This window comes from Psychroserpens sp. S379A (assembly GCF_049800755.1).
In the GTDB taxonomy this organism is placed as follows: domain Bacteria; phylum Bacteroidota; class Bacteroidia; order Flavobacteriales; family Flavobacteriaceae; genus Psychroserpens.
The window spans coordinates 18,294-32,964 of record NZ_JBNAFQ010000004.1 but is presented as its reverse complement, the minus strand read 5'-3'; the positions used below and the strand labels follow the sequence as shown (position 1 = coordinate 32,964).

Here is a 14,671-nt window from a genome sequence, read left to right as displayed (position 1 = left end):
TTAGATATCTAAATAATTAAAAACATTTAAGGCGAAGTGTTTCTAACTCGTCTAATGGTCTAAAATTCTAAGAAGTCTTAATAGTTTAATCTTTCTAAAACGTATACAACAATCCATTGGTTAACTCATATTGAGTTTTTGGTATAGCATCACTTACAGGAACTGCATCAAAAAAGTAATTAAAGGTAGTTTTAAATGCTAAATCATCTAATATTTTAAACAGTAACGACGTGTTACTCGATATTCTGTAATCTTTAAATTTATCTACTCTAGGTTGATAGTAACTCGTACTAATAATACTTATAGTTTCTGTAGGATAGATACTAAACGACAAATACGTACTTCCTCTAACATCTTGTTGCAATCGGTCAGGAATACCTTCAGAAGCTTTTTCATATTCATACATAACCAAAGTCCCTAAGTAAAACTTGTAATTATCATTTTCACTCAGTTTAAAACGCGGACCAGTACCTACTAATGCTCTAAGATTAATATCTGATATAGCATCGTATTGTGATTGAATAAAGGCTTCCCATTTTACTTTTTTTGAGATTTTTCGATTATATCTTAAATGCTGAGTACCTCTATTTACCAATGAGTTTCCTTCAATTTTTTGAAGATTTAAATCATTTACAAACAACCAAAGATTCATACTGTCTTTATATTGAATGTGTGCTTTATTAGCAATTCTAAAAATATCATTGGTGTTTTTAATTAGCGAAATATCTAAACTAACAGAACCAGTCCATTTTGTAGTATCTGAAGATTTACGTAATGTTTCTACGTTTATCACTTGAGCTTGAGATAAAGAGCCTAAAAAGAAAAGAATTATAAACAACTTGCGCATAAATGTGTCTAATTTAGATGGCAAAAATACCATTTAGGGTTTAAATTCAATAATTCAATATCGCTTTAGGAATTATAAAATGTTAAAAATTATAATATCTATTTTATCAATATCGTAATTGTTAAAAGCATTGTAAATAGACTTTATAAATCCTTATATATTTTGTAATTTTGCAATACTTTAAACAAATTAAAATCACAAAAATATATGTCAGATAAAGCTACATTAGAAATCGATGGAAAATCATATGAATTCCCATTAGTAGTAGGCTCAGAAAATGAAGTTGCTATTGATGTAAAAACCTTAAGAGGTGCAACAGGTGGTGTTATTACAATTGATCCAGGTTATAAAAACACAGGAAGTTGTGAAAGTGCTATTACTTTTCTTGATGGAGAAAAAGGAATTTTAAGATATCGAGGTTATTCTATTGAAGAGTTAGCTGAAAAAGCCGATTTTTTAGAAGTAGCTTACCTTCTTATTTTTGGAGAATTGCCAACACAAGAAGAGCTTGATATATTTCATTCAGATATTAAGCATCATTCAGTAGTAGATGATGATGTAAAGAAAATTATTGAAGCTTTTCCAAAGTCGGCTCACCCAATGGGAGTGTTATCTTCGCTAACGAGTGCTTTAACAGCGTTTAATCCTTCATCAGTAGATGTAGAATCTGAGGAAGATATGTATAACGCTATTGTACGTATTTTAGGAAAATTCCCAGTATTGGTTGCTTGGACGATGCGTAAAAAACAAGGCTTACCTTTAGAGTATGGTGATGATAGTTTAGGATATGTTGAGAACGTTTTAAAAATGATGTTCAAAAGACCAGGTACAGAGTATGAGCAAAACGAAATTTTGGTAAATGCACTTGATAAGTTATTAATTCTTCATGCAGATCACGAGCAAAATTGTTCTACATCAACAGTTAGAATTACAGGATCATCACATGCTGGTTTATTTGTATCATTGGCAGCTGGAATCTCTGCACTTTGGGGACCACTTCATGGAGGCGCAAATCAAGCGGTTTTAGAAATGTTGGAAGCTATAAAAGAAGATGGAGGAGATACTAAAAAGTATATGGCAAAGGCAAAAGACAAAGAAGATCCATTCCGTTTAATGGGATTTGGTCATCGCGTGTATAAAAACTTCGATCCTAGAGCAAAAATTATTAAAGTAGCGGCAGACGAGGTTTTAGGTGATTTAGGTGTTGAAGATCCAATTCTAGATATTGCTAAAGGTTTAGAAAAAGAGGCTTTAGAAGATCCGTATTTTGTAGATAGAAAATTATATCCAAATGTCGATTTTTACTCAGGTATCATTTACAGAGCTATGGGAATTCCTGTTGAAATGTTTACAGTAATGTTTGCTTTAGGACGTTTACCTGGTTGGATTTCACAATGGCGTGAAATGCGTTTACGTAAAGAACCAATTGGTCGTCCACGTCAATTATACACTGGAGAAACTTACAGACCATTTAAAACTATAAACGAAAGATAGTTTCTTTCATTTAAGATATAAAGCTTCATAAGAGATTATGAAGCTTTTTTTATATTTGTCACTATGATACAACCTCACATTCAAAATGAAACTTCTCGTCTTCGAGCAGTAGTTTTAGGAACCGCAGAAAGCAATGGTCCAACACCCAAATTACAAGACACTTACGATCCAAAATCTGCCGAACATATCAAAGCAGGAACCTATCCTAAAGAAGTCGATATGGTTAAAGAAATGGAAGCTGTTGCTGAAGTCTTAAAAAAGTATGATGTCAAAGTATATCGACCAGAAATTATTAAAGATTACAATCAAATTTTTGCCAGAGATATTTCATTTGTTATTGATGATAAGTTTGTCTTTGCAAATATATTGCCTGATCGCGATCGTGAGATTGAAGCTGTAGAGCACGTTTGGAATCAAATTCCGAAAGAAAACCGAATCACGTTGCCTGAAGAATGTCATGTTGAAGGAGGAGACGTGATGCCTTGGAATGACTATATTTTTATTGGCACCTATTCTGGTGAAGATTATTCAAATTATATTACTGCTCGTACTAATATGGATGCTGTAATTGCCATTCAAGAATTGTTTCCTCATAAAACAGTCAAATCCTTTGAGTTGCGTAAATCTAATACTGAACCTAAAGACAATGCGTTGCATTTAGACTGTTGTTTTCAGCCTATTGGGAAAGACAAAGCCATTATTCATAAAAACGGATTTCTTGTAGAAAGTGAATACCAATGGTTGGCTGATTTTTTCGGAAAGGAAAACGTGTTTGAAATAACCAAAGAGGAAATGTATAACATGAATAGTAATATCTTTTCCATTTCTGAAGAGGTTATTATTTCTGAACGTAATTTCACCAGATTAAACACTTGGCTTCGTGATAATGGATTTACAGTTGAAGAAGTACCTTATGCAGAAATAGCAAAACAAGAAGGTTTGTTGCGTTGTAGTACAATGCCTTTAATAAGGGATTAGATTGTGAATTCGTTTAACCGATTTTTGTGTGTGGTTTGTGTTGTGCTCACTAAACAAAATGGAAAAAAGACAACCAACTAGATGAAAATTTGCAGGATTTTTTGAGCAAAAACAAATTAGCAAATTCTATTAATTTTTATTTAAAGGCTATGAAATTAGATTTATTCATAAATATATAAATTTTCATAACTATCAGAATTAGATAAACGACCAAGAGGTCCTGCAGGTTCTAAGCCACATGCTTCTGCTTGAGCGATACTTTCTGGATCGTTAATATCAACTATCATATTTTCTGGGCAATTATCACTGTTATCATCATCGGATGAACAGTTAAAAAAGAAACAAGATAGTATAATAAGAAAACTGAATTTTAGAAGCTTATTCATAATTAATGTCTTTGATTAAAATTTGCTAATAAGTAAGATACGGAAATGCTTCCATATTATTAACTAAGTTAATAATTTTCAAGATGATATCTATACGTAGAACTACGTATAAGAGTTAATTAGTTTTCAACTACAAATCCTTCCCAACGCTTCATATACGTTACAAATTTATCACTCAAACCTTCATTGTGTAAATAGTTTTTAGTGACTGGAGTAGGAGTTGGTTCAAAATTTGAATTGGCTAAAACTTGTTTAGGAAAATCGTGGTGTAGAATAGCAGTTCGACCAATCGTTACAAAATCGACTTTAGTATCGAGTATGTTTTTTACGTCTTTTGCAGTTCTAATATGTCCAGCAACTGTTAGTTTAACGTTTTTAAAATCAATATTGGTGAAATGTTCTAGCAAGGTTTGGTCTTTGTGCTCATTTTCTTCAGGATATTTAAAACAATCCCAAAGTGAAATGTCTAAGAAATCTATTTGATCTTCATCGATAAAGCGTTTACAAATGGTTGTAATTTCTTTGAGTTTCATACCAAACCGTTCAGGAGATAGTCGAACACCCAATAAAAAATCAGAACCACAAGCAGCTCGAATGCCATTAGTGATTTCAAAAAGTAAACGTGCTCTGTTTTCTAAACTTCCACCATAATTATCAGTTCGAGAATTGATTTTTGAACTTAAAAACTGAGTTAAAATATAACCATGAGCTCCATGTACTTCAACGCCATCGTAACCGCTTTGTTTTGCTCTAATTGCTGCAGCTATAAAATCGTCTTTAAGTTGGTGAATCTCTTCTAACGATAAACTACGAGTGTTATATTTTTTAATGTTTGAAGCAGACACTGGTTGTCCATCAATTAAATCTTCAGGTGAACGCATGCCAGCATGATGTAATTGTACAACCGCTAAACTTCCTTGAGTTTTAATACCATTAGCTAAACGTGTGTGACCTTCAATATGTTTATCAGAAAAAATGCCAAGTTGTCCAGGAAATCCCTTTCCGTTAGCTTGCACGTGAGAAGCACAAGTCATGGTTAAACCAAATCCACCTTTTGCTCGCATCACTAACCAATGATATTCTTCATTAGATAATGTGCCATCTTCATGACTTTGGGTATTAGTCATAGGAGCTAACATAAACCGATTAGGCATCTTTGCGCCACAAGAAAATTGAATGGGTTGGCTGATTTTTGGCATTGATACTTTTATAAAACGTTAGAATAAACTCTTATTTTCTGTATAAAAAATAATTATTGACTAACTCGATGTATATTTTTTTTGCCTCATCTTCAGTGACGTCTTGAACTTGAAACAATGCATTAGTCTTAAAAGCATTTATAATAGGTTTTCTACTACTAGGTCGACCATAATTATTGGTTGCTTTTTTATAATAAGCGTATAAGCGAAGAAGGAAATCTGCTGGCAATGGTTCTGTGTACGCATTAATTCGTTCAACAGCATCTTTAAAAGCGATATCTAATTCTTCTGAAGTCATTTTTTTTCTGCAATAATACTTTCGCCTCCTCTTACTTTTTGGTTGAGTTTTACTTTAATATCTGCATCTAAAGGTAAAAACAAATCTACTCGACTTCCAAATTTAATAAACCCAGAATCTGTACCTTGAATGGCATCATCATTAACTTTAGCATAATTTACAATACGTTTTGCTAAAGCACCAGCAATTTGACGATATAATATTTGACCGAAATTTTTATTGTCAACAACAACAGTAGTACGTTCATTTTCTTCACTAGCTTTAGGATGCCAAGCGACGAGATATTTTCCTGGATGGTATTTGCTGTAACTCACTTTACCACTAATTGGATATCGTGTAACATGCACATTAATAGGTGACATGAAAACAGATACTTGAATGCGTTTGTCGTTAAAGACTTCTTTTTCAAATACCTCTTCAATTACAACCACTTTTCCATCTACAGGAGACACAGCAGTGTGGTCTTCAAGTTTGGTGTGACGCTTAGGGTTTCTAAAAAATTGTAAGATTAAAATAAGAAACACCAAAAATGTTATAGATAGCAAAAGTCTAAGCCATTCTATTTCAATAAACCAATCAATAGCTAATATTCCTGCAATAACAAGAACTAGTGTTATAGTAATAATTTTGTAACCTTCTTTATGAAACATAGGTAATGAGTCTTAAAAATAAAAATATAAATGGTGCAGCAAAGATAATACTATCCAAACGATCTAATAAACCACCATGTCCTGGCATAATAACACCACTATCTTTTACATTAGCTTGGCGTTTAAATTTAGATTCGATTAAATCACCTATAGTTCCGAAAACACTAATGATAATGGCAAGAATAAGCCAGTTAGTAAAGTTTAGAGTTTCGGTAAACTCTGCAATAAAATAGCTTGCAATGCAAGAAAAGAATAAACCTCCTAGAAAACCTTCAACCGTTTTTTTTGGTGAAATACTTGGGAATAGTTTCTGCTTACCAAAGTTTTTTCCTACCAAAAAGGCAAAAGTGTCATTAACCCAAACTAGAATAAAAGCGCCTAATAGTAAAAGAGGTGTAAAGGTTTGATTAAAATTTGCGATGGAAATTAAAAACACAAAGCCACTTGAGAGGTAAAATGTGGTAATGATAAAACGTTTGGATTCAAATAAAGGAATGGTTTTTTCAGAAAATAGATCTTTTATCAGAATAAGCTGTACAAAGATGGTGATCACTAATAAAATTTGTGTGGCTTCGTCATGACCTCTTGATGTGTTAGAAATAAGTTTCCAATAGGCAAATCCTAAATATAAAATTGTAAATACGATATATGGAAAAAAACTCTTAAGGTTGATTAGCTTTTTTAATTCAGCTAAAGCGACTAGGCCAAAAAGGAAAAAGAGAATTATAGATGCATGTTGCCAATACAAAGCAGTGATAAGAAGTATAACATATAATAGTCCAGAGAATGATCGTGTAAGGATTTCTTTCATCTATAAATCTTCTAATAGTAGCAAATATAAATTTTTTGAGCTACTTCCATAGGTAAGAAAATCTTTGTCTTCAATCGTTTTGAAGTGTTTAATTGTGGTAATGTTTGTTGGAATTTTGTCTTTGTTTTTTCCTTTTATACCTCTTAAGCCTTCACCAATATTTTGAACAAACTGACTAGTAGTTGCATATATAATAAAGTTAGTAGGCAACTCTTTTAATTTTTTTTCTGCAATTTGATTAGAAGAAATTAAAAGTGAGCCATCGTCTGATATAAGGTATTCACAAGTTGAGAGAAAATAAGTGCTTTCTGAAACTACTTTAGTAGACTTGAGATTGAAGTCTTTAAACATATCATTAAGGCGTTCGTCAAAAATTAATACGTTTTGGTCGTTCCAATTATTTTCTTCAAGTATGTTTTTAAGGCTAGTATTTACTTCTTGCATATTTTCACAATACAAGAATTTACCTCCATTTGCTTTAAAATTTATTGTGAATTGTTCGTCTATGGGCAGCTTTATTTCTGGCATATATTTGCCTCTCTCTTCGCTTTTTATGTGGTCTTCAGGTGTGTCTTTTAAACCGAAGATTTTACGAAATAGACTCATTTAAAGAATTACTATTAATCTAGATTTAATATAGTATTTATCAAATATAAAAAAACTTAAATTAATGGTTCATTAATTTAAGTTTTTTATAAGGTTTTAGGCATTTACTCTTCTTCAGATTTTGATGCTTCTAAATTTTGAGTTATCGTGCTATTTTTTGGTTCAACTAGTTCTTGTTTTTCAAAAGGGCGTTTTCCAAAAATCTTTTCAAGATTATCTTTAAAGATAACTTCCTTCTCAAGAAGCACTTCAGCCAATTCGGTTAATTTGTCTTTGTGTTGCTCTAACAAATTAATGGCACGTTGGTACTGCTTTTCAATGATGTCTGAAATTTCTTTGTCTATCAATTCGGCAGTTTGCTCGCTATAAGGTTTTGTAAAACCATATTCAGATTGTCCTGAAGAATCATAATACGTTAAGTTACCAACTTTATCACTCAAGCCATAAATAGTTACCATTGCTCTTGCTTGTTTGGTTACTTTTTCAAGATCACTTAATGCACCTGTAGAAATTTTATTAAAGATCACTTTTTCGGCAGCTCTACCACCTAAGGCAGCACACATTTCGTCTAGCATTTGCTCAGGACGCACAATTAAACGTTCTTCAGGTAAATACCAAGCAGCTCCAAGAGATTGTCCACGAGGTACAATGGTTACTTTTACTAAAGGTGCAGCATGTTCTAACATCCAGCTTACAGTAGCATGACCAGCTTCGTGAAATGCGATGGCTTTTTTCTCTTCTTTAGTAATGATTTTATTTTTCTTTTCAAGACCACCTACAATTCTATCTACAGCATCTAAAAAGTCTTGTTTTCCAACCGCTTTTTTGCCATTACGAGCAGCAATAAGAGCAGCTTCATTACATACGTTTGCAATATCAGCACCAGAAAAACCTGGTGTTTGCTTGGCTAGGAAATCGACATCTAATTTTTCAGATTGTTTGATAGGTCTTAGGTGAACTTCAAAAATTTCTTTACGTTCTCTAACATCAGGAAGGTCAACAAAAATTTGTCTATCAAATCGTCCAGCACGCATAAGTGCTTTATCAAGCACATCTGCTCTGTTTGTTGCAGCCAATACAATTACGTTTGTATTAGTGCCAAAACCATCCATTTCGGTAAGTAATTGGTTTAGAGTATTTTCACGTTCATCATTAGAACCAGAAAAATTACTTTTTCCACGAGCTCTACCAATAGCATCAATTTCATCTATAAAAATAATAGCTGGTGATTTTTCCTTAGCTTGTTTAAATAAATCACGAACTCTAGAAGCACCAACACCAACAAACATTTCAACAAAATCTGAACCAGATAAGGAGAAAAAAGGAACTTTTGCTTCACCTGCAACAGCTTTTGCTAATAAGGTTTTACCTGTTCCTGGTTGACCAACTAATAAAGCACCTTTAGGAATTTTACCTCCTAATGAAGTGTATTTTTCAGGGTTTTTAAGGAAGTCTACAATTTCTTGTACTTCTTCTTTTGCACCTTCTAAGCCAGCAACATCTTTAAATGAGGTTTTGATATCGGTTTTTTCATCAAATAGTTTGGCTTTAGATTTTCCGATATTGAAAATTTGTCCACCAGCTCCACCACCAGCTCCACCAGACATTCGTCTCATGATAAAAATCCAAACACCAATAATTAAAATAAAAGGCAATAATGAAAACAAAAAGTTTCCTAAATGATTTTCTTCAGTAACAAAAGATACAGGAACATCAATGTTATTATTCTCTTTAGTGACGTCTTCTATTTTCTTCTGAAATAATTCTAATTCACCAAACTCAAATGTATAATTTGGTTGTGGAGTTACAGAAGGTAATAAATTGTTTGGTTTCGATTTTTTATGTATTTCTTGCTGAAGCGCTTCTTTAGTCAAGTAAACTCTAGCTTCTTGTCTGTTAACAATTACAAGTCGTGCAACATCACCTTGGTTTAAGTATTCAAAAAATTCTGAAGGGTTTATTTTTTTTGATGTAGATCCACCAAATCCACCCGAAAATAATTGAATACCTAAAAATGCTGCGATGATAATGCCGTAAATCCAATACGGATTTAATTTAGGTTTCTTGTTTAAGTTTTTATTGTCTTTTGCCATTATTTATAGATACCACTATGTGGTTAATTTTATTAGTAACTAGTCTCGATTACAGTTGTTTTTGCATCTCCCCAAAGACTTTCAATGTCGTAATAAGATCTAATGTGTTTTTGAAACACATGTACAACGATATTCACATAATCCATTAAAACCCATTCGGCATTATCAACACCTTCAACATGCCAAGGATTATCTCTATGCTCTTTACTTACCTTTTTTTGTATAGAATTTACTATGGCGTTAACTTGGGTATTCGAAGTTCCTTCACAAATAATGAAATAATCACAAACTGTATTCTCAATTTCTCTTAAATCTAGAATTGTAATTTCCTTTCCTTTTACATCTTCAATTCCAGCAATTACTGTTGCTATAAGTTCGTCTGGGCTCGTATTTTTTTTCGCCATTAAATTGATTTAATTTTGTGCAAAGTTATTATTTTTTTTAGTCTTATTCAGATTAATACTTAATAAGAAATTCTTAAAGTTTTTTAGCACACTATATGCGTATCATCAAACTTAATGCCATTGACTCTACAAATTCGTTTTTGCGCAAGCTTAGTGCAGAAGAATCTATTGATGATTTTACGGTTGTTGTTACCGAACATCAAACTAATGGTCGTGGGCAAATGGGCACACATTGGCAATCTGAAAATGCTAAAAACCTTATGTTTAGTGTCTTTAAAGAAGTAAATGACTTAAATATTGAACAACAGTTTTATATTAGTATGGCTGTGTCATTGGCTGTTTTTGATGCTTTAAAAACCTTTCAAATGCGCACTCTCAAGATTAAATGGCCTAACGACATTTTGTCAGAACAACAAAAGCTTTGCGGAATTTTGATTGAAAATGTCATAAAACAAAACAAAATAAAGTCATCTATTATTGGAATTGGGATTAATATAAACCAAACGTCATTCAAAGATTTGCCAAATGCTACATCTATGACTTTAATTTCAGGTCAATATTTTGATACAGAAGAAGTGCTTCAAGAAGTTTTAAACCAAATGAAGCATTACTTTTCGTTTATTGCATCAAAATCGTTTAAAGCGTTAAAACAAGCTTATGAAAGCAAATTGTTTAGAAAGAATAAGCCTTCAACGTTTAAAGATAAAAAGGATAATTTATTTACAGGCTACATTAAAGGCGTAAGTAAATCTGGTCATCTTCAAGTATTGGTTGAAAATGATGTTTTAAAGTTGTTTGAACTTAAAGAGGTTCAATTGCTATACTAAATAGCTTTTGAAATATTAGTTGACAAAGTTTCAATAAACTTAGTAATTGGACCTTTAATCATCATTGCCATCATGGCATTAAATTCGCCTTCAAAATTCAATTGAGCTTCACTTGTGTTGTCATCAACCTCAGTTATATTAGCAGTAAGTGAAAAGTCTAACTTGCCTCCAGCAGCTCCTAATACGATTTTGTTTGGAGAGATAACTTCTTTCTTTTTAAGTACAATTTCTGGCATGCCTTTTAAAGCAAAGAGAAACTTGTCATCATCAAGAACTTCAAATTTGCTAATGTTTTCTGGCATTAGTTTTTCGAAGTTTTTTATATCAGATAAGAAGTTAAACGTATCATTAGCCGATTTAGGTATAGTTGTTTTAGGTGATTCTAAATTCATTCTTTATAATTTTAATTTCTTTAGAGGTATTCAAAATCCGTTCCATTCACTCGGATTGGCATTCCAAAGTGCTAAAATGTCTTGCTCTTTTGAAGTAATATAATTGGTATCTAAGGCTTGTTCTAATAAATTTTCATAATTGCTTAAGGTGTTTAAGGCAACTTGAGCTTTTTCAAAATTTTCACGTGCAATTTCAAATCCGTAAGAAAAAATAGCCACCATGCCTTTAACATTAACATTAGCTTCTTGTAAAGCTTTTACAGCGTTAAGACTGCTTTTTCCAGTGCTGATTAAATCTTCAACCACAACCACATTTTGTCCGCTTTCAATAAAACCTTCAATTTGATTTTGACGACCATGTGATTTTGCTTCTGGTCTAACATAAACAAAAGGAAGTCCAAGTTCTTCAGCAACTAAAATGCCAATTCCAATTGCACCAGTAGCAACACCAGCAATGGCATCAATATTACCATATTTTGCTTCAATTTGCTTAGCCATAGTAGTGCGAATGTAGTTTCTAATTTTAGGAAATGAAAGTACAATTCTATTGTCACAATAAATTGGAGATTTCCAACCAGAAGCCCAAGTAAAAGGGTTGTTTGGTTGTAATTTTATAGCATTAATTTGTAGTAAAACTTCTGCTGTTTGTTTCGCGGTTTCTTTGTCAAAAATCATGCTGCAAAACTACATAAATTTGACCTAATTTGTTTTCAAATATCAAATAAAAATTAATTTTAAAATAAGGTATTGTCCTTTAAAAAATGATATTTTTACATTCCAAATACTATGACCAATTAGATGCATTGCATTTTTGTAAATCACAAACCTATAATTCTAACCACTGAGGTTAGTAAGGAACACAATTTTAAAAATTACCTGTTGTCTACGGTTAATATAGGCAAGGTTATAAAAGAATTGAATACAACTTCTCTTGAAGAAGTAAGACTCATTGGTAAAAAGGAAGATAATTTACTTAGTAAATTCTTGAAAAAATTACCTAATGTTATTGCTGGAGGAGGAAAAGTTATTAATGATGATGGTGATGTTCTTTTTATTTTTAGAAACGGAAAATGGGATTTGCCTAAAGGTAAAGCCGAAAGAAAAGAATCGATAGAAGAAACAGCCTTAAGAGAAGTAGAGGAGGAAACAGGAGTGTCTGGTTTGTCAATTACTAAACCTCTTGAAACGACCTATCATATTTTTAAGCGTAATGGTAAACACAAAATTAAGATTACCTATTGGTTTGAAATGAAAACATCATTTAGTGGTGGTTTGATGCCACAGGAAAACGAAGGTATTACTAAAGTAGCTTGGTTAAACGCTAAAGCATCTCAAGAAGCACTCGACAATAGTTATGCTAATATTAAGTCTTTAATTTAGCAACTTATTCAAATAACTTGTAAACAGGATATTGTAAATGCGCTTTTTCATAATTTTTACTTTGTTTGTGAAGCCAATCTAATTGCGCATACCAATTTTTAGCAAAATCTTGGTCGCTATTTTTTTTCAAATTGAATTTGTTTTCAAGTTCTGGTTGTGCAGCTAAAATTTCAAGTGCTTTATCTTCCCAAACATATGGAGAGAACCCTTCTTTTTGTTGTAAGATGGTATCAAAAAAATTCCAATTAAAAAACGAGTCAGGAGCTTGTGGTTCAAGCGTTTCAATAATATATCTTATGGCATTTTGATTGGTGTAAACAATATAATCTCCTTTAGCAAAAGAGATTTGTTCTTTGGAAGTGTTTAAGCTAACATTGTAATGCGGATAATGGCCTTCGTATGCTTGGGTTCTAGTGTTGTAATCTTTAATTTTATACGAAGAAACCGTTAGCGTTGAGTCCTTTTTTAATGGAGTCATTTCTACGTGATTCAATTTCAATACATCAATAATTGTCCACCAACCTTGAGGAATGATGTAGGCTTTAGGAATGTCGATTTCTAAAGTAGAAACCATATAGTTTTTATAGATAACATCTTTTGTAAACGGCTTAGCAGAATCATATTTTAGTCGTTTAAAGCCTGTTATTTTACTATCTGTGAATTCACCTTCATAGCCTTTAAATTTTAATGTGCTAGATTTGGTCGAATCTATTGTCCATTGAATAGGATATCTTGTTTTATTCTGAAATTCTTCAGTAGCATTTTTTCTTAATTTTGCAATTTTGTCACCTTCAGTTTCAGTAATTTCGATCATACTTTTCATAAGCTCGTAAGTGCCTTCAACACGTTGTTTATATGGTTTTAACATGTGTGTTTCCACCATCATACCTAAAGTGTTAAACAGCGTTGTGTAACCAGTAGAGTATCTTGGATGGTCCATAAATTGGTTAAATCCTTTCTCTGGTGTTCTGTTAAATACATTTACATAAGGCGTAATGTCCCAATTTTTGTCTTTCAATTTTTGTTCTAGTTGAGGCATCATTTCAGTATGTAAAAATTGACCTAAACTACCACCTAATTTGTTGTGTTGTGTAAACAGATGTGTAAGCGTATATTGATAATCTGCGCCATTGCTTACATGATTATCGATAAATACATCAGGTTGTACTAAATGGTAAATTTTAGCAAAAGTTTTCGCGTTTTTAGTATCACATTTAATAAAATCTCTGTTTAAATCGTAGTTACGAGCATTGCCTCTAAATCCATATTCTAAAGGGCCGTTTTGATTGGTTCTTGTGGTTGAATTGCGATTAAGACTTCCGCCAATATTGTATATTGGAATAGTAACCAAAACGGTTTGTTCAGGCATTTTAATTGTACCTTGAACAATATCTCTAAACAAGAGCATAGTCGCATCAATGCCATCAGGTTCTCCAGGATGAATTCCGTTATTAATGAGGAGTATTCGTTTCTTATTTTTTCTAATAGACTCAAAATCGAATTCCAAATTTGGATTCAATGTTACTATATGAAGTGGTTTCCCTGAATCGGTTTCGCCAATTGCTTTTATAGAAATTTCAGGATAGGTTTCAGCAAGATTTGAATAAAACGATATAACATCGTCATAAGTTGCAGTTTCAGTACCATTTGATCTTTCAAAAATTGTTGTGAAATTTATACTGATTTCATTCTTCTTTGATGAGGTACAGGATGTAAGAAGTATAAGTAATAAAAAAATCTTTTTCATAATGTGATTTTTGATTATCAAACTTAATTAAAAAAAATGCGTCTGTTAATTAGCTGTTTAAGTATTTATGTTAATATGTTATGAATTGTTTTGCAAAAAAACTGTGCTCTCCTTAATTTTTTGTCATAATTTTAAGCAATCCCTTTAAAATAACATACAATGACACAAGATGAAAAAGTTTATAAACTTTCCTTCGGTACAATCATCACTATCAATAATCATCTAGCTGAAGTTATAATAGATGAAGGTATAGAAATGGATGAGCATTTAGTGGATGCATATCATGATTTTTTACTCTCACATCTTAAGGCACCATTTTCGCTTTTAATTAATAAAAAACACTCTTATTCCTATACCTTTGAAGCACAAAAAATTATAGCTAATCTTGAAGAAATTGATCATATGGCAGTATTAGTAGGAACATTAGGAAGTACTTTAGCAACCAAAACCATTATTAGCTTAAAAGGAAGAGAGAATATTAAAATTTTTGTAGATAGAGAAGAGGCTTTAGATTGGCTCAATGACCAGAAATATAAAAGAGATGTGATTTAATTTTTAA

Annotated in this window: 17 protein-coding genes; 5 read left to right on the top strand and 12 right to left on the bottom strand. The window is 32.0% G+C overall.

Annotation, left to right across the window (positions count from 1 at the left end; all coding sequences use genetic code 11):
• Positions 1-94: 94 nt before the first annotated feature.
• Positions 95-880 (bottom strand): DUF481 domain-containing protein, encoded by a 786-nt coding sequence (locus ACP15M_RS10760; RefSeq protein WP_425077223.1) that lies wholly within the window; start codon positions 878-880, stop codon positions 95-97.
• Positions 881-1,054: 174 nt separating this feature from the next.
• On the opposite strand from ACP15M_RS10760, the gene ACP15M_RS10755 reads away from it, so the two are divergent.
• A complete protein-coding gene (locus tag ACP15M_RS10755; RefSeq protein WP_425077222.1) occupies positions 1,055-2,341 on the top strand; it encodes a citrate synthase in 1,287 nt (428 codons plus the stop codon).
• Between the two features lie 63 nt (positions 2,342-2,404).
• On the top strand, positions 2,405-3,319 hold the full coding sequence (locus ACP15M_RS10750; protein ID WP_425077221.1) for a dimethylarginine dimethylaminohydrolase family protein: 915 nt from the start codon (positions 2,405-2,407) through the stop codon (positions 3,317-3,319).
• A gap of 161 nt (positions 3,320-3,480) precedes the next feature.
• Here the strand turns inward: ACP15M_RS10750 and ACP15M_RS10745 are convergent, their stop codons facing one another.
• The 8 genes from ACP15M_RS10745 to rsfS all read right to left on the bottom strand — a co-directional run bounded on the left by ACP15M_RS10745 (position 3,481) and on the right by rsfS (position 9,766).
• The gene (locus tag ACP15M_RS10745; protein WP_425077220.1) at positions 3,481-3,705 is read right to left on the bottom strand and encodes a hypothetical protein; all 225 of its coding nucleotides are present in this window, start codon (positions 3,703-3,705) and stop codon (positions 3,481-3,483) included.
• 119 nt (positions 3,706-3,824) lie between these two features.
• A complete protein-coding gene (locus ACP15M_RS10740) occupies positions 3,825-4,904 on the bottom strand; it encodes an NADH:flavin oxidoreductase (RefSeq protein WP_425077219.1) in 1,080 nt (359 codons plus the stop codon).
• 31 nt (positions 4,905-4,935) lie between these two features.
• On the bottom strand, positions 4,936-5,202 hold the full coding sequence (locus tag ACP15M_RS10735) for an acyl-CoA-binding protein (protein ID WP_425077218.1): 267 nt from the start codon (positions 5,200-5,202) through the stop codon (positions 4,936-4,938).
• Positions 5,199-5,852, bottom strand: coding sequence for a phosphatidylserine decarboxylase family protein (locus tag ACP15M_RS10730; protein WP_425077217.1), 654 nt, complete (start codon positions 5,850-5,852; stop codon positions 5,199-5,201). The genes ACP15M_RS10735 and ACP15M_RS10730 overlap by 4 nt, the downstream gene beginning before the upstream one ends.
• The gene (locus ACP15M_RS10725) at positions 5,842-6,663 is read right to left on the bottom strand and encodes a phosphatidate cytidylyltransferase (RefSeq protein ID WP_425077216.1); all 822 of its coding nucleotides are present in this window, start codon (positions 6,661-6,663) and stop codon (positions 5,842-5,844) included. The genes ACP15M_RS10730 and ACP15M_RS10725 overlap by 11 nt, the downstream gene beginning before the upstream one ends.
• Entirely contained in the window at positions 6,664-7,269 is a 606-nt protein-coding gene (locus tag ACP15M_RS10720) for an LUD domain-containing protein (RefSeq protein WP_425077215.1), read from the bottom strand.
• Positions 7,270-7,373: 104 nt separating this feature from the next.
• Positions 7,374-9,362, bottom strand: a complete 1,989-nt coding sequence (gene ftsH / locus ACP15M_RS10715) for an ATP-dependent zinc metalloprotease FtsH (protein ID WP_425077214.1) — start codon at positions 9,360-9,362, stop codon at positions 7,374-7,376.
• A 32-nt stretch (positions 9,363-9,394) separates the two neighbouring features.
• Complete coding sequence (gene rsfS / locus ACP15M_RS10710; RefSeq protein WP_425077213.1) at positions 9,395-9,766, bottom strand: ribosome silencing factor; 372 nt, start codon at positions 9,764-9,766, stop codon at positions 9,395-9,397.
• 95 nt (positions 9,767-9,861) lie between these two features.
• On the opposite strand from rsfS, the gene ACP15M_RS10705 reads away from it, so the two are divergent.
• Positions 9,862-10,593, top strand: a complete 732-nt coding sequence (locus ACP15M_RS10705) for a biotin--[acetyl-CoA-carboxylase] ligase (RefSeq protein ID WP_425077212.1) — start codon at positions 9,862-9,864, stop codon at positions 10,591-10,593.
• Here ACP15M_RS10705 and ACP15M_RS10700 read toward each other — a convergent pair.
• Both ACP15M_RS10700 and pyrE read right to left on the bottom strand, forming a co-directional pair.
• On the bottom strand, positions 10,590-10,985 hold the full coding sequence (locus ACP15M_RS10700) for an SRPBCC family protein (RefSeq protein ID WP_425077211.1): 396 nt from the start codon (positions 10,983-10,985) through the stop codon (positions 10,590-10,592). The genes ACP15M_RS10705 and ACP15M_RS10700 overlap by 4 nt on opposite strands.
• 30 nt (positions 10,986-11,015) lie before the next feature.
• Positions 11,016-11,660 (bottom strand): orotate phosphoribosyltransferase, encoded by a 645-nt coding sequence (gene pyrE, locus ACP15M_RS10695; protein ID WP_425077210.1) that lies wholly within the window; start codon positions 11,658-11,660, stop codon positions 11,016-11,018.
• 123 nt (positions 11,661-11,783) lie between these two features.
• Here pyrE and ACP15M_RS10690 point away from each other — a divergent pair, with 123 nt between their 5' ends.
• The gene (locus tag ACP15M_RS10690; RefSeq protein WP_425077209.1) at positions 11,784-12,365 is read left to right on the top strand and encodes an NUDIX hydrolase; all 582 of its coding nucleotides are present in this window, start codon (positions 11,784-11,786) and stop codon (positions 12,363-12,365) included.
• Between the two features lie 4 nt (positions 12,366-12,369).
• Here ACP15M_RS10690 and ACP15M_RS10685 read toward each other — a convergent pair whose 3' ends face one another.
• On the bottom strand, positions 12,370-14,112 hold the full coding sequence (locus tag ACP15M_RS10685) for a M14 family metallopeptidase (protein WP_425077208.1): 1,743 nt from the start codon (positions 14,110-14,112) through the stop codon (positions 12,370-12,372).
• A 159-nt stretch (positions 14,113-14,271) separates the two neighbouring features.
• On the opposite strand from ACP15M_RS10685, the gene ACP15M_RS10680 reads away from it, so the two are divergent.
• Complete coding sequence (locus ACP15M_RS10680) at positions 14,272-14,664, top strand: hypothetical protein (protein WP_425077207.1); 393 nt, start codon at positions 14,272-14,274, stop codon at positions 14,662-14,664.
• Positions 14,665-14,671: the final 7 nt, after the last annotated feature.